Annotated in this window: 23 protein-coding genes and 1 pseudogene; 15 read left to right on the forward strand and 9 right to left on the reverse strand. The window is 70.6% G+C overall.

The window, feature by feature from the left end:
- Positions 1-15 precede the first annotated feature (15 nt).
- Positions 16-1,251 carry a DUF4388 domain-containing protein gene (locus tag JGU66_14840; GenBank protein ID MBJ6762048.1) on the forward strand — a complete coding sequence of 412 codons (1,236 nt, stop codon included), beginning with the start codon at positions 16-18 and terminating at the stop codon, positions 1,249-1,251.
- Positions 1,252-1,386: 135 nt separating this feature from the next.
- A complete protein-coding gene (locus tag JGU66_14845; GenBank protein MBJ6762049.1) occupies positions 1,387-1,968 on the forward strand; it encodes a hypothetical protein in 582 nt (193 codons plus the stop codon).
- A 24-nt stretch (positions 1,969-1,992) separates the two neighbouring features.
- Here JGU66_14845 and JGU66_14850 read toward each other — a convergent pair whose 3' ends face one another.
- Positions 1,993-3,570: a leucyl aminopeptidase gene (locus JGU66_14850; protein MBJ6762050.1), complete on the reverse strand. Its 1,578-nt coding sequence runs from the start codon at positions 3,568-3,570 to the stop codon at positions 1,993-1,995.
- Between the two features lie 137 nt (positions 3,571-3,707).
- Here JGU66_14850 and JGU66_14855 point away from each other — a divergent pair, with 137 nt between their 5' ends.
- The 4 genes and pseudogenes from JGU66_14855 (at position 3,708) to JGU66_14870 (ending at position 6,964) form a co-directional block, all read left to right on the forward strand.
- Complete coding sequence (locus tag JGU66_14855; protein ID MBJ6762051.1) at positions 3,708-4,601, forward strand: hypothetical protein; 894 nt, start codon at positions 3,708-3,710, stop codon at positions 4,599-4,601.
- A gap of 127 nt (positions 4,602-4,728) precedes the next feature.
- Positions 4,729-5,511, forward strand: a complete 783-nt coding sequence (locus tag JGU66_14860; protein ID MBJ6762052.1) for a sulfite exporter TauE/SafE family protein — start codon at positions 4,729-4,731, stop codon at positions 5,509-5,511.
- A gap of 107 nt (positions 5,512-5,618) precedes the next feature.
- A complete protein-coding gene (locus JGU66_14865; GenBank protein ID MBJ6762053.1) occupies positions 5,619-5,990 on the forward strand; it encodes a hypothetical protein in 372 nt (123 codons plus the stop codon).
- A gap of 80 nt (positions 5,991-6,070) precedes the next feature.
- Positions 6,071-6,964 (forward strand): annotated as a pseudogene (locus tag JGU66_14870) (hypothetical protein).
- Positions 6,965-7,030: 66 nt separating this feature from the next.
- On the opposite strand, the gene JGU66_14875 reads toward JGU66_14870, so the two are convergent.
- From JGU66_14875 to JGU66_14885, 3 genes are all read right to left on the reverse strand, one after another.
- On the reverse strand, positions 7,031-7,900 hold the full coding sequence (locus JGU66_14875) for a tetratricopeptide repeat protein (GenBank protein ID MBJ6762054.1): 870 nt from the start codon (positions 7,898-7,900) through the stop codon (positions 7,031-7,033).
- A gap of 2 nt (positions 7,901-7,902) precedes the next feature.
- Entirely contained in the window at positions 7,903-9,513 is a 1,611-nt protein-coding gene (locus JGU66_14880; GenBank protein MBJ6762055.1) for a DUF2083 domain-containing protein, read from the reverse strand.
- A gap of 310 nt (positions 9,514-9,823) precedes the next feature.
- Positions 9,824-10,600 (reverse strand): SDR family oxidoreductase, encoded by a 777-nt coding sequence (locus JGU66_14885; GenBank protein MBJ6762056.1) that lies wholly within the window; start codon positions 10,598-10,600, stop codon positions 9,824-9,826.
- A 144-nt stretch (positions 10,601-10,744) separates the two neighbouring features.
- Between JGU66_14885 and JGU66_14890 the strand changes: the two genes are divergently transcribed.
- On the forward strand, positions 10,745-11,218 hold the full coding sequence (locus JGU66_14890) for a MarR family transcriptional regulator (protein ID MBJ6762057.1): 474 nt from the start codon (positions 10,745-10,747) through the stop codon (positions 11,216-11,218).
- Here the strand turns inward: JGU66_14890 and fabF are convergent.
- A complete protein-coding gene (gene fabF, locus JGU66_14895) occupies positions 11,196-12,434 on the reverse strand; it encodes a beta-ketoacyl-ACP synthase II (protein ID MBJ6762058.1) in 1,239 nt (412 codons plus the stop codon). The two genes, JGU66_14890 and fabF, sit on opposite strands and share 23 nt — an antisense overlap.
- 235 nt (positions 12,435-12,669) lie before the next feature.
- On the opposite strand from fabF, the gene JGU66_14900 reads away from it, so the two are divergent.
- The 8 genes from JGU66_14900 to JGU66_14935 all read left to right on the forward strand — a co-directional run bounded on the left by JGU66_14900 (position 12,670) and on the right by JGU66_14935 (position 19,298).
- Positions 12,670-13,194: a PaaI family thioesterase gene (locus tag JGU66_14900; GenBank protein ID MBJ6762059.1), complete on the forward strand. Its 525-nt coding sequence runs from the start codon at positions 12,670-12,672 to the stop codon at positions 13,192-13,194.
- Positions 13,195-13,202: 8 nt separating this feature from the next.
- The gene (locus JGU66_14905; GenBank protein ID MBJ6762060.1) at positions 13,203-13,826 is read left to right on the forward strand and encodes a TetR/AcrR family transcriptional regulator; all 624 of its coding nucleotides are present in this window, start codon (positions 13,203-13,205) and stop codon (positions 13,824-13,826) included.
- 146 nt (positions 13,827-13,972) lie between these two features.
- Positions 13,973-15,193 carry a DUF1015 domain-containing protein gene (locus tag JGU66_14910; protein MBJ6762061.1) on the forward strand — a complete coding sequence of 407 codons (1,221 nt, stop codon included), beginning with the start codon at positions 13,973-13,975 and terminating at the stop codon, positions 15,191-15,193.
- Positions 15,194-15,218: 25 nt separating this feature from the next.
- Entirely contained in the window at positions 15,219-16,625 is a 1,407-nt protein-coding gene (locus JGU66_14915) for a hypothetical protein (GenBank protein MBJ6762062.1), read from the forward strand.
- Between the two features lie 67 nt (positions 16,626-16,692).
- The gene (locus tag JGU66_14920) at positions 16,693-17,316 is read left to right on the forward strand and encodes a YceI family protein (GenBank protein ID MBJ6762063.1); all 624 of its coding nucleotides are present in this window, start codon (positions 16,693-16,695) and stop codon (positions 17,314-17,316) included.
- 36 nt (positions 17,317-17,352) lie between these two features.
- Positions 17,353-17,616 carry a hypothetical protein gene (locus JGU66_14925; protein ID MBJ6762064.1) on the forward strand — a complete coding sequence of 88 codons (264 nt, stop codon included), beginning with the start codon at positions 17,353-17,355 and terminating at the stop codon, positions 17,614-17,616.
- Positions 17,617-17,718: 102 nt separating this feature from the next.
- Positions 17,719-18,567, forward strand: a complete 849-nt coding sequence (locus JGU66_14930; GenBank protein ID MBJ6762065.1) for a DUF692 domain-containing protein — start codon at positions 17,719-17,721, stop codon at positions 18,565-18,567.
- The gene (locus tag JGU66_14935) at positions 18,564-19,298 is read left to right on the forward strand and encodes a putative DNA-binding domain-containing protein (GenBank protein MBJ6762066.1); all 735 of its coding nucleotides are present in this window, start codon (positions 18,564-18,566) and stop codon (positions 19,296-19,298) included. The genes JGU66_14930 and JGU66_14935 overlap by 4 nt, the downstream gene beginning before the upstream one ends.
- 93 nt (positions 19,299-19,391) lie before the next feature.
- Here the strand turns inward: JGU66_14935 and JGU66_14940 are convergent, their stop codons facing one another.
- From JGU66_14940 to JGU66_14955, 4 genes are all read right to left on the reverse strand, one after another.
- Positions 19,392-20,984: a hypothetical protein gene (locus JGU66_14940; protein MBJ6762067.1), complete on the reverse strand. Its 1,593-nt coding sequence runs from the start codon at positions 20,982-20,984 to the stop codon at positions 19,392-19,394.
- 155 nt (positions 20,985-21,139) lie between these two features.
- On the reverse strand, positions 21,140-23,920 hold the full coding sequence (locus JGU66_14945; GenBank protein ID MBJ6762068.1) for a hypothetical protein: 2,781 nt from the start codon (positions 23,918-23,920) through the stop codon (positions 21,140-21,142).
- A 6-nt stretch (positions 23,921-23,926) separates the two neighbouring features.
- Complete coding sequence (locus JGU66_14950; GenBank protein MBJ6762069.1) at positions 23,927-25,003, reverse strand: carboxypeptidase regulatory-like domain-containing protein; 1,077 nt, start codon at positions 25,001-25,003, stop codon at positions 23,927-23,929.
- Positions 25,003-26,646 carry a caspase family protein gene (locus tag JGU66_14955; GenBank protein ID MBJ6762070.1) on the reverse strand — a complete coding sequence of 548 codons (1,644 nt, stop codon included), beginning with the start codon at positions 26,644-26,646 and terminating at the stop codon, positions 25,003-25,005. Before JGU66_14955 ends, JGU66_14950 begins: the two co-directional genes overlap by 1 nt.
- Positions 26,647-26,648 lie beyond the last annotated feature (2 nt).

The raw sequence follows: 26,648 nt of genomic DNA on the forward strand, positions 1-26,648 counted from the left end.
CTCGGAGGCCTCGCGGTGGTGGCGCGACCCAAGGCCCTTCCGAAAGTCAGCGGCGAGTCGGTTTCGCTCGAACTCGAGCGACCGCTCGCCGCTGCTGTTTCTGGCGATCGTCCCCTCGCGGCGCACTTCCTCGCGCCCGAGGGGCTCGTCCTCCTCCAGGACTCGCCCGCGGTCGCCGGCTTCTTCGCCGGGAGCCTGGGCACGTTGTCCGTGGAGGAAGCCTTCGCGCACGTCCTGTCCGGCATCCGCACGGGGCAGCTCGTGGTGCAGCACGGAGCGGTGCGCCGCTCGGTATCCTTCCGGGATGGGCAGGTGGTGTTCGCCACCTCCACCGAGCCCTGGGAGCGGCTGGGCACGGTGCTGACGCGCCTGGGGCTGGTGTCCGAGGCGCGGCTCCAGGAGGCGCTCACGCGGGTGACGTCGTCGCGCCGGCTGGGGCAGGTGCTGACGTCCTCGGGCTGGGTGACGGAGGCGAACCTCTACAGCGCCATGACGTACGTGGTGCGCGAGGTGGTGCTCAACCTCTTCGAGATGAGGGAGGGCAGCTTCCTCTTCGTGGAGACGCGCGTGCCGGTGGCGGACGCGGTGAAGCTGCCCGAGCGCACGCGCGACCTGGTCCTCGCGGGCATCAAGCGCGCGGAGGAGACGGTCCGCCTGCGCCGCGGCCTGCCGGATGACCTGTGGGTGGTGCCGGGCTCCGAGGGACCGCTGCCCGGGGACGAGGCCCTCTTCGCGAAGCTGGGCGCGGGCACCTCGCTGGGCGCGCTGCGCGCGGTGTACCCGGGGTGCCAGTACTCGTTCTACACGTGGCTCCAGGAGGGCCAGCGCGGACGCAACCTGCTCCTGCGCGCGCCGGAGCCCGTCGCCTCGGCCGGGCCCGAGGTCGAGGGCATGGCGTGGGAGCTGCTCTCCGCCGAGGAGCGCTACAACCTCCTGCTGTCCCTGGTGCACCGCGCGCTGCGTGACGCGGGCAACCCCGTGGACCTGCTGCGTGGCTTCCTGGACGCGCCACCGCCGGGCCTGGAGAGCGCCTACGCGGGCGTGGCGCTCGGGCCGGACGGGCGCGTGGATGTGTCGCGGCTGCGCGCGAATGTCTCCGGCAGCGGCGAAGCGGTGGGGCGCGCGCTCGCGCTGGAGGCTCTGGACGCGCTGGTGGCCTACGCCCTGTTCTCCGCGCGCAACGTGCTGCCCGCCGAGGTGGCCGAGCGGCTGGCGAACACCTACCGCACCCTGCAGGGAAGCCCCACGTAGCGCCGCGCACGGGGCTGCGCGCGCGAGCTTCCTGCGCCTGACATCCCCACGCCATCCCACCCCTCGGGCCCTGGTTGCCCTCTCGCGGTGTGCGCAGCTTGCCCTCCCAACGGCCTGCGGGCGGGGAGCGGCGACATGGGCGCGAAGTGGGTGTTGCGGTGGGGACTGTTGGTGCTGTGCACGGCGTGTGGCGCGACGCGCCAGCCCGTGGTGCGGGCCGACGAGGGCGTGGGCGGCTCGGGCAGCGCGGGACAGTCTGGCGCGCCTCGCCGCTACGTGGATGAAGACCTCGGCTTCGAGATCATCCGCCCCACCGCCGAGTGGCAGCTCGACGAGATGAACGAGCGCACCCCGGAGGGCCTCTCCATCCCCGTCATCCTGCGCCACCGCTCCTCGGGCGCGCAGGTGGTGCTCCAGGTGGCGCCCGGCGTCGCGACGCCCACGCAGTTCGCCGAGCGGCTGACGGAGGGGCTGCGTCAACAGCCGGGCTTCACCACCACGGATCCGCAGCCCATCTCGCTGTCGGACAACGCGGTGGGCTTCAACTTCCAGGTGGGGGACGGCGTGCGTGGCCGGGTCGCGGTGCGCGAGGGCAACTCGGGCCGCGTCCTCATGCTGCTGGCCACGTGGCCCACCGAGGCGTCCGCGGAGGTGCTGCGCAGCGTGGACGCCCTGCTGGAGGGCGTCCATCCGCTGCCCGAGCCCGACCACGGCTGAGCGCCGTGGCCGAGCGGATTCGAGTTAGCGCGCGGCGGCCTTGCGGGAGGCCTTCGCGGGCTTCGGCGCGGGGGCCTCGTCGTGCGTGTCGGCCGCGCGCTGGCGCACCAGCTCGACCAGGGTGCGCAGACCCACGCCCGTAGCGCCCTTGCCGAAGTAGCCGCGCTCCTTGGGGCTGGTGGACGGGCCCGCGATGTCCAGGTGCACCCACGGCGTGTCGCCGACGAACTCCTTGAGGAAGAGCGCCGCGTTGATGGCGCCGCCCCAGCGCTCGCCCGCGTTCTTCATGTCCGCGACCTCGGAGCGCAGCGCGTCCTTCTGGAGGTCCGACACGGGCAGCCGCCAGAACTCCTCGCCGGCGTTGCTCGCGGCCTCCAGCACGGACCACATGGCCTCGTCGTCCTCGCCGAACGCGCCGACGATGTAGTTGCCCAGCGCGACGATGCAGGCGCCCGTGAGGGTGGCCAGGTCCACGACGGTGGCGGGCTTGTGCTCGCAGGCCCAGGTGAGGATGTCGCCCAGCACGAGCCGACCCTCGGCGTCCGTGTTGGTGATCTCCACCGTCTTGCCGGAGCGCGCGGTGAGGATGTCGCCGGGGCGGTACGCCGTGCCGGAGGGCATGTTCTCGCACGCGCCGATGAAGGCATGCACGGGGAAGGGCGGCTTGAGCGCGCCGATGACCTTCATGGCGCCCAGCACCGCGGCCGAGCCCGCCATGTCTGTCTTCATGTCCACCATGGCATCGGCGGGCTTGAGCGACAGGCCGCCCGAGTCGAAGGTGATGGCCTTGCCCACCAGCGCCAGCGGCGGACGCTTGGCGTCCTTGGCGTTCTTGGGGATGTAGGCCACGTGGATGAGCTTGGGCTCCTCCACGCTCCCGGCCGTGACGCCCAGGAACATGCCCATCTTCAGCCGCTCGATCTCCTTGCGGCCGCCGATGGTGGCCTTGAGGCCCGCGTCCTTGGCGGCCTCCTGCGCGGCCTGCGCGAGCCGCGTGGGCGTCACCACGTTGGGTGGCTCGTTGACCAGGTCACGCGCCCAGTTGACGGCCTCGGCCACGTTGCGGGCCAGGGTGACGGTGCTGTCGAGCGCCTTGTCCTTCTGCACGCCCTCGGGCAGCAGCAGCGCGACGCGACCCAGCTTGGGCGCGCCCTTGTCCTCCTTCGCGGAGGCCTTGTACTTGTCGAAGCGGTAGGCGCCCAGCTCCAGGCCCTCGACCGTGGCGCGAATGGCCTCGTCGGCGTGGCTGGTGGCCGGCACCGCGATGGCAAGGCTCGCGACCTTCAGGCGCTGGGCCGTCTTGGCGGCGCGGCCCGCGGCGAGCCGGAGGACCTCGGGGCGGTAGCGCGCGCGGGCTCCCAGGCCCAGCAGCAGCACGCGCTCGGCGCCGAGGCGGCCCAGGGTGTGGATGACGAAGGACTGCTCGGCCTTGGCCTTGAAGCCTTCCTGTGCGGCGGCGGCGCGCAGCTTGCCCTCAAAGGCCGTGTCCGCCGAGGCCAGCGGCTCGGGCGCGCTCGGCCCCAGGTCTCCCTCGAACAAGGGGATGACGAGCAGCTCTCCGCTCGCGCGCGTGGCGTCGCCGGTGAGGAGACTGAATTGCATGGGAGCTTGGACTCCTGAACGGATGGAAAGGGGATTTCGGAGCCGGCGACTGTATCGCCCAGGTTGTTACGCGCAAAGCGATGGATTTCACTGAGCCATTGCATTGACGCGTCGCGCTGGCTAGCTGTGAGGTCGGGATGCCCACCCTGTTGCTTCATCTGACCGCCATCGAACGGTTGGCCGCCAATCCTGGCAGCCTGCCGCCGGACTGGGTTCGCGCCCTGGCAGAAGACCTTCCGTACGCGCGCTTCGGCGCGGCGCTGCCGGATCTCCCGCTGTGCGCGGGCGTGCGCGGCGGACTCGCGGCGCTGTGGCCCGAGCGCGAGCTGCCGCTGTTCGCGCGGCTGTACCACGAGCGCGCGCCAGTGGGCCTGGGCCTGAAGATGGCGGAGCTGGTGGCGACCGGTGCGCTCGTGGGCACCGAGCCCGGCATGGCGCTGCTCGCGGGCTACTTCACGCACCTGTGTCTGGATCGCCGACTCCATCCGGAAGTGGATCGCCTGGTGGCGCGTCACCGGCGGCGGCCGGACAGCGCGCTGGATGCGCACCGCCAGGTCGAGTGGGCACAGACGCTCTTCTACCTGCGCGAGCTGCACGGCATGGAGCTGCTCGGCACGTCGCGGTTGCGCGAGAAGTTCCAGGTGGTGAAGAGCCCCGGCATCCCGTACCGCGGCATCGGTCGCGGCATCTACGAATTGGTGCGGCTGGCCTCGCAGGAGCGCGTGGGGCAGGCGCCGACGAAGGCGGAAGTGGATGGCTGGGTGCGCGGGCTCTATCTGTCGGGCGTCGTGCTCTCCAGCCCGGTGGGCCGCACGCGGACGCTGCCGGCGTACACGCACCTGTCGTTCCAGGAGCTGTACCGCAACGACACCTTCGACTTCGTTCAAGAGGTGGAGGGTGCGCTGGAACTCACGCGCACGCTCCTTCGCCGGCTCCACGGCTACATGACGCGCGGCACCTTCACGCCGCGCACGCGCGCACGCTTCCTCGAGGAGTTTCCCGAGGGCACCATCGGTGCGAACGCCGCATAGTCCGCGCGGCACTCGCCCTGGAGTGCGACGCGGGCCACTCGGCGCGAGCAGCCGGCCGGGCGGGCCCCATTCCGCGACGGGAATGCCGCTATTCGCACGGGGGAACCGCTCCTATCCTCGGTGAGGAATGACGGTGCTTCTGCTCATGGCGGCGGGTGGTTTGGCGGGTGGCTTGGGCGCATTGCTCGGGATTGGCGGCGGCATCGTCCTGGTGCCCGTCCTGGTGCTGGGGTTCGGCATCCCCATGGAGCAGGCGGTCCCCGCGAGCCTGATGTGCGTGGTGGCCAACTCGTGCGCCGCGGCCGCCAGCTACGTGGAGAACAAGCTGAGCGACATCCGCCTGGGCCTCACGTTGGAGCTGGCCACGGTGCTGGGCGCCATCGTGGGCGGGCTCGTCGCGGCCTATGTCGCCGAGGCCACCGTCGCCATCGTCTTTGGCCTGTTCACGCTCTATGTCGCGCTCCAGATGTTGCTCGTGCGCGCGCCTCGGCAAGAGCCGATGACGGCCGCCAACTACGTGCCCTCGAACTACCCGCTGGGCATCTCGGGCTCGTTCGTGGCGGGCGGGCTCTCCGCGCTGCTGGGAGTGGGCGGCGGACCGCTCAAGGTGCCGTTGATGGCGTACGGCATGCGCGTGCCGTTCAAGGTGGCGAGCGCCACGAGCAACCTGATGATTGGCGTGACGGGCGCGGCGAGCGTGGCGGCGTACGCGTGGCGCGGACACCTGGACCTCACGTTGGTGTCGCCGCTGGTGGTGGGTGTGCTCGGGGGCGCGGTGGTGGGCAGCCGGCTCATGCCGAAGGTGCCCACCGCGGTGCTCAAGAAACTCTTTGCCGGGGTGCTGCTCGGCGTGGCGGGGCAGATGTTGTGGAAGGGAGGGGCGGGATTGTGGCCGAGCGTGTTGAGGTGAGTGGGGGAGAGCCCGAACCCGCCGCCCCGCCTGCGTCCGTGACGGCGGCGGTGGTGACGGCTCCGGGAAGGGGAACGCGCGACGTGCTGCTCACGTCCACGGTGGTGATGCCCGCGGAGCTGGTGTCGGAGCCGGACACCGCCCCGGGCGCGCCCGCCCATGAAGCGCCGCTTCCAGTCGGGCGAGCGGTGGCGGGCGAGCGGTGGGTGGCCCGCGTCCTGCGCGCGGGCGCGGTCATGAGCGGTGGGATGTTTCTCTTATCGCTGGTGCTGGAGGCGCTGCCGCGCTCCCAGGCCGTGCACGTGGCCATCGACTTGTTGCGCAAGGGTGCCGCGTCCATGTTGCTCGTGACGCCCGTGGCGCGGTTGGCTGTGGCGGGGACGCTCCTGGGCGTGCGGGGAGAGTGGCGCTACGCGGCCATCGCGGCCGGGGTGCTGGGGCTCCTGGCCGTGGCGGTGGGCGCGGGCTTCCAGGCCTGAGGGCGAAGAACTTCGCGCGGCCTCGTGCGTGGAAGGGAGCGCGGATTGCTTCCGCCTCTCTTCCCATCCCGAGGTGTCTTGTGCGCGCGCTTCGCCCTGTCCTGGCGTGTCTGGCCGTCGTGTTGTCGTCGTTCCCCGCGGGTGCGCAGTACAACCCTGCCGCGGGCGTGAATGCCCCCGTCGAGCGCGTGCGGGAGCAGGTTCGCCGCGAGGACGGCATCATCGAGACGCGCGAGGTGGCGCGCCCCGCCGCGCGCGATGGCTACGGCAACGCCCTCGGGAATCAGAACGACCTCGCCATCGACGGGGCCTTCGATGGCCAGACGGTGGCGGTGCTCCAGCTCTACACCGGCGAGGGCTTCGACTTCTCGCTCCCCAAGGCCGCGCTCAAGGAGAAGGGCTTCTCGGTCTACCGCTGGGTGAATGCCCCGCCGAAGCCGGCGGAACTGCGCAAGGGCCTCCAGAAGGCCTGCCAGCTGTGGATCATCGCGGATCAGGATCGGCACCTGACGGACGCGCACCTGAAGGTCATCCGCGAGTTCTTCGACGCGGGCCATGGCGTCTACATCTGGGGAGACAACGCGCCCTTCTATGCGGACGCCAACCTGGTGGGCGAGGCGCTGCTCGGGGCGCACATGGATGGCAACGTCGGGGGCGACAAGACGGTGGGGCTCCAGGCCGACTCCAAGGGCCCTGGGCTCTTGCGCCGCCACCTGCTCACGACGGGGCTGGAGTTCCTCTACGAGGGCTTCACCATCGCCACCATCGCGCCCAACCCGCACCTGACGCCGCTGATGTACGGCTCGGCGGGCAACCTCGTGGCGGCCTTCTACGATCGCGACCAGAGGCGGGCCATCTTCGACGGCGGCTTCACGCGCCTGTACACGAAGTGGGACACGGCGGGCACGGCGCGCTACGTGAAGAACGCGGCGGCGTGGCTCGCGAACGCGGAGCGCTTCGGCGACGCGGTGGTGGCCCAGGGGGCGCGCGCGGGGGCCTCACCGCAGCCCCCGTCGCAGCCCTCGCCCCAGCAGTGAGCGCTACACGCCCCGCGCCGTGAAGTGCGCCAGCACGTTGCGCACCTTGGCCACCTCGTCGTGGCGTCCCTGCTCCTCGTAGAGGGGCAGCACCGCCTCGAACTGCGCGCGGGCGGCGGGGAAGTCCTGCAGGTAGTAGCAGGACAGCGCCAGGTCCCAGCGCGCGCGGGCCTCGTAGGTGTGGTCATGCGCCTGCGCGTACAGCTCCGTGGCGCGCAAGAGGTGGGGCCGGGCGCCGTCGTGGTTGCCCAGGAGTCCCTCGGACTCGCCCAGCAGCAGGTGTCCGAGCGCGAGCGCGTCCGGATCATCGCCCTGCTCCAGGAGCGGGATGGCCTCCAGGAAGCGCTTGCGAGCGGGCTCGTACTCGGCCTTCTCCATGCGGATGTCGCCGATGTCGAGCAGCAGCCGGGCCATGCGCTCGGTGTTGCGCGACTGGCGGAAGAGGATGAGGGCCTCCTGGTACTTCTCCTCGGCGGCCTCGGGCTGCCCCAGGGCGCGCAGCGACTCGCCGATGCAGGCGCGGGCCGTGGCCTCGCCTTCGCGGTCCTTCGCTTCGTTGAAGAGGAGGGCGGCCTGGGCGATGCGCTCGATGGCGCCGCGGTGGTCCTCTTCCTGGGCTTTGGCCACGCCCAGGCCGAAGAGGGCTTGTGCTTGTCCGGGCTTGTTGCCCGCAGAGCGGAACAGCTCGAGCGCCTCGTCGTAGAACTGGCGGCTCTGGGCGTGCTCCTCCAGCAGGCCGTGCAACTCGGCCAGGCTCACCAGGCCCTGGCCCACCTGGACGGGCGTGCCAGTGAAGCGCAGGGTGGCCAGCGCGTTCTTCTGCTGCTGGATGGCGTCGCGGATGTGGGCGCGTTCGGTGTCGGAGGGGTGCATGGCTAGGCCTCGCCACCCTTGCGGCGCCGGGACGGCTTGTCCAGCGAATCGTGCTTCTCGGTGCCGTCAGCGCCGTTGCTGTGGGCCGGCTCGTGGTGGGGGACCTTCTCCTTCTCGTGCACGAGCAGCGGAGAGAAGAAGCAGTCCTTCTTCGTGTACTCGTCGAACGCGAAGGCGAAGCGGTAGCTGGCCGCCGCGCGCTGGTTGCAGTCCGTGCGCTCGCAGAACCGGCAGGAGATGCCGCTGGGGATGGCGTCCTTGCGCAGGTCCGTGGTGGGCAGGCCATAGGCCAGGTACTTCGCGTTCTCCGCGTGGGTGCCCAGGCCGATGGAGTACGCGGTGCCCTTCACGATGGAGCCTTCAATGGGCTGCAGCTGCACCTTGGCGAAGCAGAAGTACGTGGTGCCGTCCGGCATCATCGAATACTGCCGCGTGAGCTGGGACGGGTTGAGGAAGGCCAGGTGCACCGCCCACTTGGCGCAGCTTCCGCCGCCCGAGGCGAAGCGGATGCCCGTGCCGCTGTAGCGCTTGGAGATGTTGCCGGCGATGTCCGCGCGCAGGAAGTGGAAGGGGATGCCCTGCCGCTTCGGATCCGACAGGTTGCAGATGCGGTGCGCGACCGTCTCGTAGGTGGTGCCGAAGATGTTGGAGAGCAGCTCCACGTCGTAGCGCGTGCGCTGCACTTCCTTGAAGAACTCGCTGTAGGGCAGCATCAGCGCGCCGGCGAAGTAGTTGGCCAGGTTCACCTTGATGAGCCGCTGCGTCTCCGCGTGCCGCGTGCGCCCCGCGCCGAGGATGCGCTCCACCAGCTTCTCGCGGTCCATCACCAAGAGGCCCAGCGACGTGCCGATCTGGAACTTCAGGGGCTGCTCGGTCAGGTCGGGGGACAAGGTGAGCGTGCGCTCGTCCAGGTCCAGGCGCCGCACCACCGACGAGCCGCTGGTCGCGCGCTCAATCTGCACGCGGAAGCCGAAGCGCTCCTCCAACATGCGCGCGAGCTGGCTGCTGGTGAGCTGCCGCTCCAGCCCGAAGTCGCGGCGCAGGGACTCGGCCTGCTCCTCCAGCTCCGGGAAGTAGTTGCGGTGCTTCTCCAGGAAGTCGCTCACCTCGTCGAAGGGCGAGTAGTCGAAGCGCACGCCCGGGGTGCCGTTGGTGCCCGAGCCGTTCGTGCCCGGGGCGCCCTGGGTGCGCGTGCGCTCCTCGACGTTGAGCTGCGAGAGCACGTTCTCCAGCTGCGTGCGCGTGTTCTTGTAGAGGTTGAAGAGGGCCGCCACCGTGCCGGCGAGCTTGGGCTCGGCGGACAGCGACTGGAGCGACTCCGAGTCGATATCCAGGCTCTTGAGCAGCGGCTCGTCCAGCAGCTTCGCGAGCGCCTCGTCCACGCGGCCTTCGCCCAGCGTGGACATGAACTGCTCGGGGTCTTGATCGAAGTAGCGAAGCGCCTTCCAGAGGAGCGGGAAGGGCATCACCCGCTTCCCCTTCTCGATGAGGTTCAGGTATGCGGGGGAGACGCCCAGGTCCTTGGCCGCGTCGGCCTGCTTGATGCTGCGTGCGAGCCGCAGGCCCCGGAGCTTCAGGCCCACATTGGCGTTGAGTGCGTTGTCGTTGTGCATGGTGCATTCCCCACCGCCGGCCGGGTGAAACGGCGGCGGGCGGGGCTCTGCACCCACTCTGCAAATCGATTTACCGATTTGCAATCAGCGTTTCATGACGCACAGACCCCTGTCGGACGGCGGACGGAGCGGCTGTCCAGCGGTCCGGTGTGGGCAGAAAGGGCCGTAAGTCCATGTCATCACTGGGCTTTCAGGCGGAGTGGGTGTGGGGCGCGCGAGCCTTGTCACACCCTGTCAAACATTTACTGACGCGGCGCGGCGGAGGGCGTCACGGGCTGGTAAATGCCGTCGCGCGCTTTTTACAACCTGCTCAGGCGCCGCCGGCCAGCCGGCCTCCATCGATGGTGACCGTGGTGCCGGTGACGAAGGCGGCGGCGTCCGAGAGCAGCCACGCGACGGTGTGGGCGACCTCGTCGGCCTTGCCGATGCGACCCATGGGGACGGCGCGAGCGATGGGCGCGCGGCGCTCCTCGGGGAGGGACTGGATGCGGTCGGTGAGGATGGGGCCGGGGGCCACGACGTTGATGCGCACGCCGCGCTCCGCGTAGTCGAGCGCGGCGGACTTGGACAGGCCGATGATGGCGTGCTTCGTCGCGCTGTAGCCGGCCATGCCGCGCACGCCCGTGAGGCCCGCGGTGGAGGCCATGTTCACGATGGCGCCGCCCCCCGTCTTCAGCATCGCGTTCACCTCGTGCTTCATGGCCAGGAAGAAGCCGCGCACGTTCACCTGATAGGAGCGGTCCAGGTCGTCCACGGACAGGTCCGCCATCGGGGCCGGCATGTGGCCATCCGCGGCGTTGTTGAACGCGACGTCGAGCCGGCCGAACCGGGCCAGCGTCCGCGACACCAGCTCCTCCACGGAGGCCGCATCGCTCAGGTCCGTGCGCACGGCCAGCGCGGTGCCTCCCGCGCGGCCAATGTCCTCGGCCAGCCGGCTCAGGGCAACTTCGTCGCGAGCCGCCACCACCACCGAGGCGCCCTGGGCGGCCATGACCTTCGCGGTGGCCGCGCCGATGCCGCGGCTCGCGCCAATGAGCACCGCGACCTTTCCGGACAGCGCGAGCGGGGAGGGGTTCGTCGTCGTCATGAATGACTCCTGAAGGGCGCGCGGTGGAGCCCGCGCGCGGTGGCCTCAGGATGGGCAGATGCTTGAAGTCATTCAAGCAATTGCCTGATGAAGTAATGTGAAGACGCGGGGACGGATGGCCTCGGGCTCTGGCAGGCTGGGGTGATGTCAGGCAACTCGACGGGGAAGGCCGCGCTGGCGTCCGAGGTCTGGCGCCATGTCTTCGACTTCTTCATGCACACGCGCCCGCGGCGCGACGCGGTGCTGCGCGACCTGGGGCTCACGCCCAACGACGCGCGCGCGCTCAGTGGCCTGGAGGTGGCGCGAGGCCGCTCGATGCGGGAGCTGGCGGAGGGCTGGGACTGCGACGCCTCCAACGTGACGTGGATGGTGGGCCGCCTGGAGGAGCGGGGGCTGGCCCGGCGCCAGACGGACCCCGAGGACAGGCGGGCCCGCTCGGTGGTGCTGACCGCGAGAGGCGCCCGCGTGCGCCGGCAGCTCGAGGAGGGGATGCATGCGCCCCCCGCCGAGCTGTCCCACCTGGGGATGGATGAACTCGAACACCTGCGCGGCGTGTTCGAGCGGCTGTCCGCGGAGGCCGCGAAGGCGGCCGAGGCTACGCCGCGCGGCGGAAGATGAGCGACACGTTCGTCCCGCCGAAGCCGAACGAGTTGCTCATCACCGCATCCACCTGCTGAGCGCGCGCCACGTTGGGCACGCAGTCCAGCGTGATGCGCGGGTCCTTCCGCTCCAGGTTGAGGGTGGGTGGGAGGATGCCGCGCGTGAGCGCGAGGATGCTGATGACGGCCTCGGCCGCGCCCGCCGCGCCGTTCATGTGGCCCGTCATGGACTTGGTGGATGACACGGCCAGCGTCCGCGCGGCGTCTCCGAAGACGCGCTCCACGCCCTGCATCTCCAGCAGGTCGCCGATGTCCGTGGAGGTGCCGTGCGCGTTGAGGTACCCGATGTCCGCGGGCTTCAGGCCCGCATCGGCCAGGGCTGTGCGCATGGCTCGCTGGGCGCCCTCGTGCTCTGGAGCCGGGGCCGTCACATGGTGCGCGTCCGAGCTGGCGCCGTAGCCCGCCAGCTCCGCGAGGATGCGTGCGCCGCGTGACCGCGCATGCTCGTACTCCTCCAGCACCACCATGCCCGCGCCTTCGGCGACCACGAATCCGTCGCGGTCCACGTCGAAGGGGCGGCTCGCGGCCTGCGGAGCGTCATTGCGCGTGGACAGCGCCTTCATCGCCGCGAAGCCGCCCACCCCGAGCAGGGTGATGGGGGCCTCGGCGCCGCCGGCCACCGCCGCGTCGAAGTCGCCGCGCTCGATGCCCCGCGCGGCCTCACCCAACGCGTGGGCGCTGGTGGAGCACGCGGAGTTCGTCGACCAGGACGGGCCCTTGATGCCGTGGCGCATCGTCACGTAGCCGGGCGCCAGGTTGATGATCATCTGCAGGATGAAGAACGGGCTGATGCGATCCGGCCCCTTCTCCATCGCGCGGCGGTACGTCTCCTCCATGCTGGAGATGCCACCGATGCCCGAGCCGATGATGACCGCCACGCGCTCCGCGTTGGCCGGGGTGATGCCCAGCCCCGAGTCCGCCAGCGCCATGTCCGCCGCCGCCACCGCGAACTGACTGAAGCGGTCCATGCGCCGCAGCTCGCGCTTGTCGATGAAGTCCTCGGGGTGGAAGTCCCGCACCTCTCCCGCGATGCGGCAGTCCAGCCGGCTCGCGTCGAACAGGGTGATGGGTCCCACCCCGCTGCGCCCGTTCACCAGCGCATCCCAGCTCTTCTCCACACCCGTGCCACAGGGGCTGATGAGCCCCAGCCCCGTCACCACGACCCGTCGTCGCATTGCTGACTCCCTCGCATCATGTCCGGGCCAGCCGCCGGCCCGACTCTCGGCCTCGCCCCGGCATGTCGCGGTCCGATACTATGATGGTCATCATTTAATGAAAGAGGCAGGTTTCTTCGAACGATTCGTCGCTTGCTGGGCAAGGAAAGGCCCGGGAGCCCATGTGGGCTGGACAGCCGAGGCGGCGGGTGCGAAATGGGATGATATCCATCATTCCATCCGTGAAGGAGCACCGATGAGCGACGACGTGGGAGCGGTCCGCACGCGCACCGTGACGTGGCGGGACACGCGCGAAGGGGTGAGCGCGGCGAAGACGATGTCGGGCCTGGAGTACCTGCGGGCCATCGCTCGCGGAGCGCTGCCTCCCGCGCCCATCGCGGTGGTGCTGGGCTTCACGGTGAAGGACGTGGCGGAGGGGAAGGTGGTGTTCGAGGTGGCGCCGGGAGAGCACCAGTACAACCCCATCGGCACCGTGCACGGCGGCTTGGCGGCCACGGTGCTGGACTCGGCGATGGGGTGCGCGGTGCACACCTTGCTTCCGGTGGGCACGGCCTACACGACGCTGGAGCTGCATGTGAACTACGTGCGCCCCATCTTGTGGGACTCGGGCCCGCTCACCTGCACCGGCGAGGTGCTCCACCAGGGAGGGCGGGTGGCCACCGCGCAGGGGCGACTGACGGATGCCTCGGGGAAGTTGTATGCCCACGGCACCACCACATGCATGCTGTTGCGCCCTCCTTCGGCCGGAGGACGTGAGTAGGAGGACGAATGCGGTACGGACCCGAGCACAAGCAGGCCACCCACGCGCGCATCCTGGCCGCGGCGGAGTCGCTCTTCCGCACCGCGGGCTTCACTGGCGCCAGCGTGGAGCGGGTGATGCGGGCCGCGGGCATGACGGTGGGTGGCTTCTATGCGCACTTCGCCTCCAAGGAGGCGCTGCTCGCTGAAGCCATTGGCGAGTTCATGCGCAAGACCGAGCCCCGCTGGGTGGGTGGCCTGGAGGACCTGTCGGGCACGGAGTGGGTGGCGCACTTCGCGCGCCGCTACCTCTCGCGACAGAACCGGGACAACCTGGAGACGGGCTGCATGGTCCCGTCGCTCCTGTCGGACCTGACGCGGGGGCCGCCCGAGGCGCAGGCCGCGTTCGCGCAGGGGGTGGAGTCGCTCGTGGCGGAGGCGACCCGCCGCGTGCCGGGCGCGGAGGGCGTGACGGCGCGGCAGCGCGCGCTGGCCACCCTGGCGCTGTGCTTCGGGGCGATGACGCTGGCGCGGGCCACGTCCTCGCAGGCGCTGTCGGACGAGGTGCTCCAGGCGGCGCGGGCCTTTCTGGTGGCGGAAGACAAGGACCCGGGAGAGAGGGCCGCGCGCGCCGTCAAGAAGAAGGCGCGGTGACCTGAAGGCGGCTTCGGGGGTGTCACCCACGGATCAGCCCGTGGGCGGGAAGTGTTGGCCACGATCCAAGACGGGCGCGGGGGCTGTTTGCGAAGCACGTCCGTCCGGTCAACCTGTTGCTTCCTTCCTGCACAGGAGAAAGTCCCGTGGCCGATCTCCGTCCCTTCCGTGGTGTCCGCCCTCCGAAGGCCGTGGTGCAGCAACTCGTGGTGCCTTCGTCCGACAGCATCTCGCTGGAGGAAGCGCGCGCGGACGTGCGCGGAAACCCCCGCAGCTTCTTTCGCATCTGCCGACCCGAGGCGGACCTGGCTCCCGACGCGCCTCGCACCGTGGCGAAGCTGGCGGCGCTCGGGCGCCACAACCTGGAGTCCTTCCTGGCCGAGGGGTGGTTGCGCCAGGACGAGGCCGCCCACTTCTACGTGTACCGGCAGCGCATGGGAGACCACGTGCAGGTGGGGCTGCTCGCCTCCGTGAGCGTGGCCGAGTACGACGCGGGCCTCATCAAACCGCACGGCCCCACGCGCCCGGACACCGAGGCGGTGCGCACGCGCCATGTGGACGCGCTCGGTGGGAACGACGAGCCCGTGGTGCTCGTGTACCGGGCCCGCGACACGCTGGACGCGCTCGTCTCCGAGGCGATGCGGGGCCCTTCCGAGTATGACTTCACCACCGAGGAAGGCATCCGCCACACGTTCTGGTGCGCGCGCCCGGAGCTGAGCGTGCACCTCACGGATGCGTTCCGCGCCGTGCCCTCGCTCTATTTGGTGGACGGGCACCACCGCGCGGCGGCGGCCTCGCGGGTGAACGCGCTGCGCGAGGCGCGCCGCGAGGGCCGAGGGCACTGCCGCTTCATGGCGATGGTGTTCCCCCACGACCAGGTTCGCGTCCTGGAATACAACCGCGTGGTGAAGGACCTGCACGGCATGAGTCCGGGCGTGTTCCTCGAACGGCTCTCGGAGCGCTTCGAGGTGAAGCGAGGCGCCCGGCCTCGGCCGGAGCAGGAGCGCCGCTTCGGCATGTATCTGGAGGGTACGTGGTACCAGCTCACCGCGAAGCCGGGCACGTTCGAGCGGACGCCGCTCGGCCTCTTGGACGTCACCCTGCTGCAGCAGAACGTGCTCTCGTCCCTCCTGTGGGCGGGGGGCCCCCACGCGGAGGGCCGCGTCGAGTCCGTGCCGGGGAGCTTGGGCACCGGCGAGTTGGAGGCGCGGGTGGACTCCGGCCAGTTCCGCGTCGCCTTCGCGCTGTTCCCCGCCAGCATCGAGCAGGTGCTGGCCGTGGCGGATGCGGGAGAGGCCATGCCAGCGAACTCCGTCTGGCTGGAGCCTCGGCTGCGCACGGGGCTGGTGACGCACGTGTTCAGCTGAGCTTCCCGCGTGCGCGAGGGTCGCGATGAGGACGCGCGCTGTCGTCCTCATCGTCGTCCTGGGCTGGATGGCGAGTGCGTGCGCCACCGCGCGCGCGCGCCGTCCGCCGGGCGACCCCACGGCGCTGCGCTACAACATCTCCTGCACGCTCGGACCTGAGCCTGCGCTGGACGTGGAGGTGGTGCTGTTGCCGGGCGGGCCTCGGGACTTCCTCTTCAGCCAGCCCGGTGGCGTCGACACGGTGTGGGCCGCGTTCGAGCACGGCGATGTCCGCGCGCTGCGAGTGACGGCGGGGGGCGTGCACGTGCCCTCCTCGGCTCGCTTCCTGCGCTACCGCTATGCGCCGGACGCGCGGCACCGCGGACACGGCCCGGGGCTGTTCACCGGCATGGGGGACGCGGGTTCATTCCACGTCGCGGGCCGCGCGTACCTGCTCCGGCCTCGTGTGGTGACCCCGGGCTTGCGCGTGGAGCTGTTCGTCGAGGGCGCGGAGGCGCTGCTGCCCTGGGCGCCGAGTGACGGCGGGCTCTATCACCTGCGCGGCGAGGACCTGGTGGACTCGGGGTTCCATGGGTTCGGCGGGCGGCGCTGCCTCGTGCGGCTGGAGAACGCGACCGTGGAGGTGGCCATCCTCGGGCGGCTGACGCAGCTGCGTGATGCGGACGTGTGCGAGTGGATCCGTCAGGCCGCGGTGGAAGTGGCCACCGTGCGCCACGCCTTCCCGTATCCGCGCGTCACGGTGCGCGTGGTGCCGATGCCCGGTGATTCCGACGCGGGACTCTTTGGGATGGTGCTGTGGAGTTCGCCGCCCAGCATCTCCATCCTCGTGGGGCAGGACGCTTCGCGCGAGGCGCTCGGTGGCGACTGGGTGGCCGTGCACGAGATGCTCCACCTCGCGCATCCCGCGCTGCTGCCTCACGTCCCCTGGCTCACCGAGGGCCTGGCCACCTACTACACGGAGCTGGCGCGAGCGCGCTCAGGTCGGCAGACCGCGCAGCAGGCCTGGGCGGAGCTGCTCGCGGGCTTCGAGCGCGGCCGGGAATCGGCCGGTGCACGGACCATGGCGGAGGTGGTGGAGCACGGCGACTACATGTCCACGTATTGGATTGGCGCGCTGTTCGCCCTGCATCTGGACGTGGAGTTGCGGCGCGTCAGCCATGGCACCCGGCGCTTGGAGGACGTGCTGGAGTACCTCGCGCGCCAGGGGCAGACCTCCACGCTGGGCGCGTTCGGCGTCGCGGTGGATGCCGTGGCGGGACAGCCCCTGTTCGATGCGCTCCTGGCCCGGCACCTTCCCCGGCCCGCCTTCGCCGAACTGGAGGGGTTGCTGCAATCCCTGGGGGTTCGACAGGGTCCCCAGGGCGTCACGCTCGCGCCTGCCCCGGAGGGGGCCTTGCGACAGGCGCTGGATGGGGAGCGCCCGAAGCTGTAACCCGCTGCGTCGGACCTGCGTAACGGATGCATCCGTGGAAACACGGCATCCGTAGTGGAGGTCCACCATGACGCGAACCATCCTGGCGCTCGCCGCGGTCCTGGCCTTGACCGCGAACGCGGCCGAGCCCACCCCCGCCGCGCGCTCCTTCATCTTCAATGATCCGAATCACCGGGACACGGTGATGTTCGTCCTCGACGCACCGCTCGAGGTCATCAACGGCCTCTCCAATGAAATCCGCGGGCGTGTGGACGTCCAAGGCACCAAGGTGAGTGGAAAGTTCCAGGTGCCGGTTCGTTCCCTGAAGACGGGCAATGACACCCGGGACGGGCACTTGCAGAATGATCGCTGGCTGGATGCGCAGAAGCATCCGGACATCGTGTTCGAGTTCAAGGATGTAGTGCTCCCCACTGCCCCCGAGGTGGGCAAGCCCTTGAAGGTGAAGGCGAAGGGACAGTTCACGGTCCACGGCGTGACGCGCGAAGAACCCGTCGAGGTCACGGCGACGTTTTTTCAAGAAACGGCTGAGACCCGGAATCGCGCGGCAGGTGAATTGTTACGGGTCCGCGCAAAATTCCAGATTCCGCTGGAGGCCTATGGCGTCAAGCGGACCGAAGCGTTGGTGCTCAAGGTCGGGGAGACCGCAGAGGTCTCCATCGATGCCTGGGGCTCGACGCAATTCAAGCTGTAGTTCCCCCCAACGCAGTACGAAAGGAAGCGAAGCACCATGAACGTCAAGGCTCTTGCGGCGATCGTCGGCACCCTCTCCCTCGGCGCGCTGGCCACCGGCTGTGCGTCCACGAAGTCCGCGGAGGGCCCGCAGGCGGCCTCCTCCGAGAAGGGCGCCGAGGGCAGCTGCGGCGCGAAGGCCACCGAGGCGAAGGGCTCCGAGGCGAGCTGCAACGCCAAGCACGAGGCCACTCCGGCGGCCACCCCGGAGAAGGGCGCGCAGGGCAGCTGCGGCAACGGCTCCTGCGGCCAGAAGAAGTAAGACGTTGGGCCTTCACGGGCCCGCGCGCTGAACTCCGGGCGGTGGGAAGGAAGCTTCCCGCCGCCCGTGTTGTTCCACGCCACCTTGAATCAGGAGTCCCACGTGCCCGCGAGCTATGCGCACAGACATGGGCTGAGAGCACTCGGCGCGGGTATCGGGCTGCGCCGCGATTTCTATGAGGCGCTGCCGCGCACGGAGCGGGCGCTCGACTGGGTGGAGATCATTCCCGAGAACTTCCTCACGCTGGGCGGACGTCCGCAGCGCGCGCTCGACGCGTGTCGCGAGCGCTGGTCCGTGCTGCCTCATGGCGTGGGCCTCAACATCGGCGGGCCGGACGCGCTGGATGAGGACTACGTGTCCCGCCTGGCGGCGCTGGTGCGGCGCGTGGATGCGCCCTTCTTCTCGGATCACCTCTGCTATTCGAGACTGGGCGGGGTGCACCTGCACGACCTCTTGCCGCTGCCCTTCACGGATGCGGCGGTGGAGCACGTGGTGCCGCGCGTGCGTGAGGTCATGGCGCGGGTGGGGCGGCCCTTCCTCCTGGAGAACCCCAGCTACTACGCGAAGATGCCGGGTGGCACGTTGGCCGAGGCCGACTTCCTGCGCCACGTGGTGGAGCAGGCGGACTGCGGGCTGCTGCTCGACGTGAACAACGTGTACGTCAACGCGATGAACCACGGCTATGACCCGCGCGCCTTCGTGGATGCGCTGCCGCTGGAGCGCGTGGTGCAGATCCACCTCGCGGGGCATGAAGTGCGCCCGGACGTGCTCATCGACACGCATGGCGCGTCGGTCTGCGACGACGTGTGGGCGCTGTATCGCTACACGCTTGCGCGCACGGGTGCGGTGTCCACCTTGATTGAGTGGGACCAGGACATCCCCTCGCTCGACGCCGTGTTGGACGAGGCCGACCGGGCACGCATTGTTCTGCGCGAGGAGCCGCGCCGATGAAGCCGGAGCTGAAGCACTTCTTCGACTCGATGGGCGCCTACTTCGAGGGTGCGCCCGAGGGCGCGGGCCTGGAGCGCCTCTATGCCGCGCACCCGGGTTGGGAGACGCCGCGCACGCGCACGTCCCTCTACGGTGGCTTCGTGCGAGGGCATGTCCGAGGCGCGCTGGAGAAGCTCTTTCCGCTGAGCCGCCAGGGCGTGGGCGAGGCGGCGTGGGACGCGCTGGTGGAGGAGTACACGCGCACGCGCCCGGCTCGGCACTATGAAATCAATCGGCTGGGCGAGGCCTTTCCTGGCCATGTCGCGGACCGCGTGGAGGAGCTGGGGTTCGCGCCGCACGTGCCCGCGCTCGCGCGGTTCGAGTGGGCGGACTTCGCCGTGTTCGCCTCGGAGGAGGTCGTGCCCGGCGCGGTGGACCGGCTGACTGCGAACCCGACCCTGACGGTGCTGGAGCACGCGTTCCGCATCTGCGCGCACGTGCGAGCGGGCGATGCGCGCGCGGTGCCCGAGGCGGGTGAGGAGCTGGCGCTGCTGTGGCGTCACCCTGGACAGCTCGCGACGTTCTACATGGAGGCCACGCCCTCCGCGCTCCTGGTGCTGAAGATGGCGGTGGAGGGACTCACGGCTGAGCACGTGGCCGCAGCCACGGGGATGAGCGAAGCCCAGGTGCGCGCCGACGTGGTCCGCTTCGCGCGCGATGGCCTGGTGTTGCTGCCGCCCGAGTCACCGTAGGTCGTTCGCGCTCGGCGTGGAGGCTCACGGGCGTGCGCGATGGATGGGGTTCTGCTGGCGCCTGTGCCTCCGTTGAACACGGGCCTTGTGCGCTCAATGGGATGCCGGAGCTTCGTGGGTGCGCGAGGCGCTCAGCACCGGCGCCTGCTCTGGCTCCAGTCCATCGAAGAACGCGCTGCTGCGGACGGCCGCTCCGATGGGGCTCAGGTTCGGGAAGGACTCCCGACGGTAGGGCACGCCATCGCGGCGCACGTTGCCGAACAACATCTTCACCGGCCCTCCACCGTGCGCGCTCAGCGCCAGTCCCTGCGCGTCCAGTCGCCCCTGGAAACAGTGTCGCGCGATGTCCCTCCACGTCGTGCCATCTGGCGAGCCGGCCCCCGTGGCGCACGTTCGCTCTTTCTCGCGAGTGACGGTCATTCGGAGGAAGGCGATGCCTCGTGTCGAGACCGCCGCCCGCGGGCCACGCGCGGGTTCAACGGCGCGCGTCGTGCCTCCGGTCGAGTCGCGGTATTGAACGCGCAGCGGGTATTTGTCCGCGGGGCGGCACACCGCGAAATAGCGTGCCCCTGGCTCGGTTCCGTCGCGGGCCATCAGGCACCCCTTGGCCCAGGCGTTCACATGGCTGTCCGCGGGATGGACCTGCGCGGTCCACGTGTGAGTGACCGCGTCGGTGCTCGGCTCCCAGGCGAACGCAAAGCTGTCGCGCGTGCTCCAGAGATCTCCCGAAGAGGTCTCCGCTCCGAGCAGGTCGAGCGGCTCGCGATTGCCCGCGCACGGGAGGTCTCCGAGGCAATCGAAGGGCCACGCGGGATGGTGCCGCAGTGAAGCCCACGGAGAAGGCCCCGCGTTCACCTTGTCCGTGGCGAGGTGATTGGCCTGTGCCCTCAGGGCCGCGAACCAGGCCTCTGGCGAGTTCACTCCCCAGACGCGACTGACGAAGCCCTCGGCGTGGATGCGCTCGGCCAGCTTCACGCGGGAGAGCTTCAAGTTGAAGAACACCACGTCCGCTCGCGCGCTCACGCGTGTCGCGTCGCTCAGGTCCGGAGCGATGAACGCCAGTCGCTCCACGGCTTCGGATCCACCGGCCACGTAGGTATCGAGGCGTCCTCCACTCGCCGAGAGCGAGCCCCCGGTGAGGACGACGAGGAACCTCCCGCGCAGCGCGTCCAGCGACGGCCAGCGGCACGCGCCCGTCACGGCACGCTGAAGCGAACTCGCGCCGGGACAGGCGGCCATCAGGCGCGCGGGCGTGACGACCCAAGCGGGGTCCAGGTGCTGGAGGATGCGCGCGTCGAGGTCCTCGGGGCGCCGCGTGCGCTCGAAGCCATCCTTGAGGTCCAGCCACACCGTGACGACTTCATGTCGAGGATGCGCGAGGTGGAATGCGCGCAGCACATCGAGGCAGTCCGAGAGCCGATCGCACGACGTCCCCGGCGCGGAGCTGTCGTGGTAGACGAACCAGTCGCCTGGCGTTCGAGGCCGACCGCCCTTGCCATTGTGCAAGTCCAGCTCGACGGAGCGGATGCCGTGGAACACGAGCTGCTCCAGCAGCGCTTCGTCGCGCTGATAGGCATTGTGCGAGGACTTCTGCCGCACCTCGTTGTAGGGCGGCGCCTCCGTCGCGAGCGCGGCGGTGGCGATGAGCAGCGCAGCGAGAAGGGCCAGCGCGCCGCCGGACATCATGAAGAGGGAGGGCTCCGGAAGACCAAGGCAGGGCCCAGTGTGGCAGACGCGCACGGCCGCGAGAAACGCACGGGGCCTCGGCGGCCTGCCTGCCGACACTCAGCGTCCGCCAGTCATCCCCGCTCCGCGCGAGTGTGGCCCTGATGGGCGAAGCGTCAGTCGCCTTCGTAACGGGAGATGCCGCGCGCGGTGGCGATGTACCGCCCACCCTCGGGCCGCGTCGCGAGCGCGCGCACGTCCGCGTCGAGCAGGCCATCCTGCGTGCCCAAGGGCGTGACGATGTCGCGCGCGAGGTCGTAGCGCACCAGCCCGTTGCGAGTGCCTGCCCACAGGACGTCGACAGGTGCGGCTCCGGCGACGGGATGGCGCTCGAAGAGGAGCGCCTGCACCTGCTCGTCGGGGAGGTTCCAGGGCGAGGCACGCAGCGCGGGACCCTCTTGGCCCAGTGCGCCGAAGCCTCGCCGCGTGCCCACGTAGACCTGTCCCTCGGGGCTCACCGCGACGGACAGGACGTCCACGTCGGGCACCTCTGGGGGCACGTGCATCACCACGGACACGGAGGCCAGCGCGGGCTCGAAAGGTTGCTCCACGCGCAGCGTCACCTCGGCCAGTCCCTCGGGGGTGGCGGCCCAGGCCTTCACGAACGGGCCGGACGTGGACGGCGACAGAACGAGCTGGCGCACCGCGAAGCCCTGGAGCGCCCGACGTCCCACGAGCTGCCCCGGCGCGCCGCCCGCGGAGGGGTTGCTCGCACGCGTGAGGACGAGTCCGTTCTCGGTGCCCAACAGCAGCAGGTCCGGCGTGGCCCGCGCGGCCACCGCGAGCACCTTCTTGTCGGAGAAGAGCAGGGGACCGCCACTGTGGCGCGTGCAAACGAGCCCCACGCACCGCGCCACTCCCGCCTCGGTGCCCACGAAGAGGACCTCGCCCGAGTCCGTGGGCAGCACCGTCAGCGCGCGCGCAGGCGCATCCTGCGGCATGGCCGCGACAGGCGGCATCCCCACCCGGAAGACGGTGGCCGCGGCGCCGTCCACGTAGCGGAGTCCTTCGGACGTCTGCGCCAGCGCGGCCACGGACTTGTCCGTGGTGAGCACCGTCTCCACCAGCTTCGCGCCCGAGGCGCCCATCACCGTGAACGAGGCCGCGCCTCGGCCCACCGCACCGGCCTGATCCGTCGCGCGGAGCACCACGGTGTGTTTGCCCGGCGAGGGCTGCGTCAGGGTCGCGGTCGAGCCCTTGATCGCGAGGGCATCCCCCAGGTTGTCCAGCCACGCCAGCTCGGCGAGGACGCCAGGCGGATCCACATCCTTCGCGGAGCCCACGGCGGTGATTTCACTGCCCACGCGGCAGGGCATGTCCAGGCAGCTGACGCCGGCCTGACGGACCACGCCGATGGTCACCTCGGGCGCGCCGTTGACCGTGACAGGCAGCGTGGCGGAGCACGAGAGCCCGCGCGGATCCGTCACCGTGAGCGTGAGGGTGTGAGGGCCGGGCGAGACGAGCCGGCGCGTCACGGCGCTGGGCCCACCCGCGAGCATCCCATCGCGCGTGGAGCTCCACACGAAGCGCAGCTCGCCCCGAGGATCCTCCGTGTCCAGGGCGGTGCCCTCCAGCGACAGCGGCACGCCCGCGTTCAGCACGGCACCGGACACGGGCGCTTCAATGGCGCACGCGCTGGGCGCGGTGTTGGGGACGACGCGGACGGGCCGCTCCGCGCAGCCTTGAAGCGTGGCGTCATCCGGATCCGCCGCGCAGGCGGAAAGGACCTGCGAGCCCGTCACGTCCAGCGGGATGTTCAACTCGAAACCGGTGCCCAGCGACGCGGGGGATGCGGTGGTCGTCCACGTCGGAGCCAGGACAGCGCCCGTCTCGGGATCCACACAGCGACCCTTCAGCTCCTGTTCACTCCCAGGAGAGAGTCGGGCGCCGTCCTCGCGGGGCAGCGCGATGTCGCACTGGGGCGGAAGGTTGGTGACGAGCCGCACGCGGACGCTGTCCGTGGCCGCATGTCCACTGCCATCCAGGACCCGCGCGACCACGGTGAACTCACCGGGTGTCGTGAAGAGATGCGCCAGCGTGGGACCTTTTCCCAGCGCCACACCTCCGGGCTCCAGCGTCCACGCAATCGTGTCGTCCAGGTTGCCCGGGCCTCCCGGGGCGTCGAAGTCCTGCGCGGTGGCGCGAAAGGAGACCGTCGCATCGAGCGGAGGCGCCGCGCCGCTCTTCACGAAGACCTCGGTGCGCTCCGGGCGGGTGATGAGCACCGCGGGCGCGCGGTTGGAGCGAACTGTCACCGACACGGTGGCCGAGGCGCCCTCGCCCGTGGCCGTGTCCGTGGCCAGGCAGGTGAGCGTGTCTTCACCGGGCACGGTCAACGCCGCGCGCGCCACATCCGCCGAGGCCAGCGGGCCTGACAGCTCCGACGTCCAGCGCACTTCGCCCGAGCCCAGGCGCTTGCCGCTGGCGGAGCGGGCCTCGCACTGCAGCGCGAACGACTCGCCCAGGTTGAACGTGCTGCCAGGGGCCGGGGCGTGGACCGTCACGCTGGGGGCTTCGTGGTCCAACACGCGAACGGTGATGGCGTCGCTGGAGGACAGCCCGCCGGAGTCCACCACGGTGGCCGTCAGGGTGTGCTCGCCGGGAACCAGCAGGGTGGCGGAGGCGTGCGAGCCGCTCGCGAGCTGTCCCGATACGGAGGAGACCCACAGCACGCGTGCTTCCACCGCGTCGCCGTCCTCCGCGTCCGAGACCGTGGCCGCCAGCTCCACCGGTTTCCCGGCGCGGACGAGTGTGTCCACCTGGGGCTGGAGGATGTGCACCGTGGGCGCGTGGTTGGCCGGCGGCGCTGGAGGGGGATGCGACTCACAAGCCCCGAGGCCCAGGAGGGCGAGCAGGAGCAGGGTGGGAGGACGGTGGGGAGAGGGGAGAGCCTTCACGGGGCCTCAGTCAGCGGGCCGGCAGACGCGTCCAGCGGCGGCGCGTCCGCACTTGAGGGGAGCGGGGCAGTCGCGATTCGTGGTGCACGGCACGGTGCAGGCGCCCTCGACGCAGAGTCCATTGAGGAGCCCCTGCTCGCGGCAGCGCGCGTCACCGTCACAGCCCGAGGCCAGGAGGAGGAAGGCGTGGCAGCCCGCGAACTGCGACGTGTCCGGGCGGCACTGGCCTTCCTGGCACGCGAAGCCTGGCGCACAGGCGTGCTCGTCATCGCAAGCGGCCACGCACGCGGTGCCGCCCTCGGGCTGTGGCTGGCAGCGAGCGCCATCCAGGCATTGCCAGTCGCCCTTGCAGGGCGCGCACGTCGCGCTGGGGGCCTCGCAGCGCGAGTCATGGCACGTGAGCCCTTTGCCGCACTGGGAATCTTCGTGGCACTCCACGCACTCGCCCGAGGCGTCGCACACGAGGCCGGGCTCACAGCCCACCGCGCGGCAGTCCGGTCCAGGAGCGGGGTCGCCCAGCTTCAGGTCGACCTTCACTTCCTTCTTTTCGCCCATGCCCACGCACGCGTCGGTCGTCGCCGGAGGCACGTCCGGGGCGGAGACGCTCAGCGTGTAGCAACCGTCGGGCAGGGGACCCAGCCGAAGCCGTCCCTGGCTGTCGAGGCTCAGCAACTGGAAGGGCGTGCCCTCCACGGTGACGCGCGCCGCGTCCACCGAGCCGCCGCGAATCGCCTTCACCCGCAGGTCGAGGAAGCCCGCGAGGCGAGGCGCCAGCTTCTCCAGCGTCACGGACTGTCCGCCCGGCACGTTCACCTTCACGCGCGTCGCCTTCTCCGCGGTGGCGACGACGAACAGCTCCGCGGGGCCCGCCGGAACGCGCTCCAGGACGAACGCGCCCTCCGCGTCCACCTCGCCGCGCACGGAGGGGTCGCCCACCAGGGAGACCCACGCGAGCTGCGAGTCCCACTCGGTGAGCTGTCCCCGGATGGTCCCGGTGCGGAAGGGCGAGTTCTCCAGGTTGCCGCACGCCAGCGCGGCCACCACCAACCCGACGACCGCGGCGATGTGAATGGGCGCGCGCATCAGAACCGATACCCCACTCCCGCATGGCCGCTGGTGAACCCCACCGCCTGCCCCTGGCCGTCCACCACGACGTAGGTGAGCATGAGCTGCGACTGGAGCATCAGCTCCAAGCGCTCACCCAGGCGCCACGCCACGCCACCGACGAGCCCGGGACTGACGGTGAAGTAATGCTGGCCTCCGGCGAAGGACTCCACCTCGAAGGACCGGCTCAGATACAAGGCGGCCACACGCGGGCCGGCGAACAGCGTGAGTCGCTCCCAGCGCCACAGGTAGGGCACCGCCAGGCCCACAGTGAACGTGGTGTAGCCAAAGGGCACCTCACCGCCCGGCTCCAGCAGGAGCCGCCGCCGCCCATGGCTGAAGGCCACGTCCGCGAGCAGCCCGAAGTTGTCGAGCGGCCGGTCCTCCAGCCGCAGCGACACCATGGCCTCCGGCGCGGCGGGGAGCAGGTCCCTGCGGCTGCGGCCATCCACGAAGCTGAACATGCCGCCCAGGAGCGCCAGCGAGCGGTGGGGGAACGTCTCCGCGAGCAGCCGCTCCAGGGGCAGCCGCTCCCCCTCGCGCATGTCCACCTCGCGGTGCACCAGCACGTTGTCGCCCTTGGTCAGCTCCACGGTGCGGCGGCCCGGCACCACCGCCGCGCCTCCCGGCAGGTCGGTGCGCGCCTCGCCGTCCACCTTCAGGGTGAAGCCGTCCAGGCGGGGGTTGTACGAGAACAGCTCCGGTCTGCCCGTTCGGGCGATGCTTCCCGACAGCACCACCGGGTCCGCGCCCACTTCCAGGATTTCGGCGGAGGGCCGCTGGCGTCCCTCGGTGAAGGCGAAGGTGCGGCGGCGCGCGTAGTCATGGGCCTCTGACGCGGTGACCGCGCCGTCGGCGTTGCGGTCCGCGCCTCCCGTGAGGCCCTCGATGAGGAAGTGCGTGTAGATGTCGTTGCGCAGGCCCTCGTCCTCGCGGGCCGTCTCGCCCCAGTCGCAGGCGGCGAAGACCATGGACGCGCGCGAGGACTCCTCCATCGGGCGCGCGTAGAAGCCGGACTTGATGCCGGCCAGCTCCGCCTCCAGCTCCTTGGGCAGCAGCGACTTGCCGCTGCCGCTGTGACAGGTGGCCAGCACGAGCAGGCGCCGGCGGCTGGGGAGTTGGTCGAACTCCGCCTTCAGCACGTCCATGGACAGCGCCGTCTGCGGGATGTTGCGGTACGACGCATCGCGCGTGACGAGGTAGCGCCGCAGCTCGCCCTGGTTGTCGCGGGCCAGCGTGCCGTGCGCGGAGAAGTAGACCACCACCACGTCGTCTGGCCGGTTCGCCTCCTGGCGCAGGCGCCGCACCGCCGCGAGGATGGACGCGCGCGTGGTCTCCTCGGGGCGCGACAACACGCGGACCTGATCGAACCGGCCACGGCGGGGATCTCTCAGCGCCTCGCCCAGGTCGTTCGCGTCCTTCGACGAGTAGCGCAGGTTGTGCCACTGCGGGTCGTCGAACTCGGAGATGCCCACCAGCAGCGCCAGCCGGCGCGGAGTGTAGGCCTCGGTCAGCGTCGCCTCGTCGAGCCGCAGGGGCACCAGACCACCCTTGTCCAGGGCGGCTTGGGGGCCCGCGCACGCGGCGAGCGCCGCGAGCAGGATGGGGACGAGGCGCTTCACGG

It is taken from the genome of Myxococcaceae bacterium JPH2 (assembly GCA_016458225.1).
GTDB lineage: Bacteria > Myxococcota > Myxococcia > Myxococcales > Myxococcaceae > Citreicoccus.

Excerpts from the sequence above, each read along its gene's own strand:
- JGU66_14925 (MBJ6762064.1), top strand. The coding sequence starts at position 17,353 with ATGAACGTCAAGGCTCTTGCGGCGATCGTCGGCACCCTCTCCCTCGGC.
- fabF (MBJ6762058.1), bottom strand. The coding sequence starts at position 12,434 with ATGCGACGACGGGTCGTGGTGACGGGGCTGGGGCTCATCAGCCCCTGT.
- JGU66_14860 (MBJ6762052.1), top strand. The coding sequence starts at position 4,729 with ATGACGGTGCTTCTGCTCATGGCGGCGGGTGGTTTGGCGGGTGGCTTG.
- JGU66_14865 (MBJ6762053.1), top strand. The coding sequence starts at position 5,619 with ATGCCCGCGGAGCTGGTGTCGGAGCCGGACACCGCCCCGGGCGCGCCC.
- JGU66_14890 (MBJ6762057.1), top strand. The coding sequence starts at position 10,745 with ATGTCAGGCAACTCGACGGGGAAGGCCGCGCTGGCGTCCGAGGTCTGG.
- JGU66_14850 (MBJ6762050.1), bottom strand. The coding sequence starts at position 3,570 with ATGCAATTCAGTCTCCTCACCGGCGACGCCACGCGCGCGAGCGGAGAG.
- JGU66_14905 (MBJ6762060.1), top strand. The coding sequence starts at position 13,203 with ATGCGGTACGGACCCGAGCACAAGCAGGCCACCCACGCGCGCATCCTG.
- JGU66_14950 (MBJ6762069.1), bottom strand. The coding sequence starts at position 25,003 with ATGCGCGCGCCCATTCACATCGCCGCGGTCGTCGGGTTGGTGGTGGCC.
- JGU66_14940 (MBJ6762067.1), bottom strand. The coding sequence starts at position 20,984 with ATGATGTCCGGCGGCGCGCTGGCCCTTCTCGCTGCGCTGCTCATCGCC.
- JGU66_14920 (MBJ6762063.1), top strand. The coding sequence starts at position 16,693 with ATGACGCGAACCATCCTGGCGCTCGCCGCGGTCCTGGCCTTGACCGCG.
- JGU66_14935 (MBJ6762066.1), top strand. The coding sequence starts at position 18,564 with ATGAAGCCGGAGCTGAAGCACTTCTTCGACTCGATGGGCGCCTACTTC.
- JGU66_14900 (MBJ6762059.1), top strand. The coding sequence starts at position 12,670 with ATGAGCGACGACGTGGGAGCGGTCCGCACGCGCACCGTGACGTGGCGG.
- JGU66_14915 (MBJ6762062.1), top strand. The coding sequence starts at position 15,219 with ATGAGGACGCGCGCTGTCGTCCTCATCGTCGTCCTGGGCTGGATGGCG.
- JGU66_14845 (MBJ6762049.1), top strand. The coding sequence starts at position 1,387 with ATGGGCGCGAAGTGGGTGTTGCGGTGGGGACTGTTGGTGCTGTGCACG.
- JGU66_14875 (MBJ6762054.1), bottom strand. The coding sequence starts at position 7,900 with ATGCACCCCTCCGACACCGAACGCGCCCACATCCGCGACGCCATCCAG.
- JGU66_14880 (MBJ6762055.1), bottom strand. The coding sequence starts at position 9,513 with ATGCACAACGACAACGCACTCAACGCCAATGTGGGCCTGAAGCTCCGG.
- JGU66_14885 (MBJ6762056.1), bottom strand. The coding sequence starts at position 10,600 with ATGACGACGACGAACCCCTCCCCGCTCGCGCTGTCCGGAAAGGTCGCG.
- JGU66_14855 (MBJ6762051.1), top strand. The coding sequence starts at position 3,708 with ATGCCCACCCTGTTGCTTCATCTGACCGCCATCGAACGGTTGGCCGCC.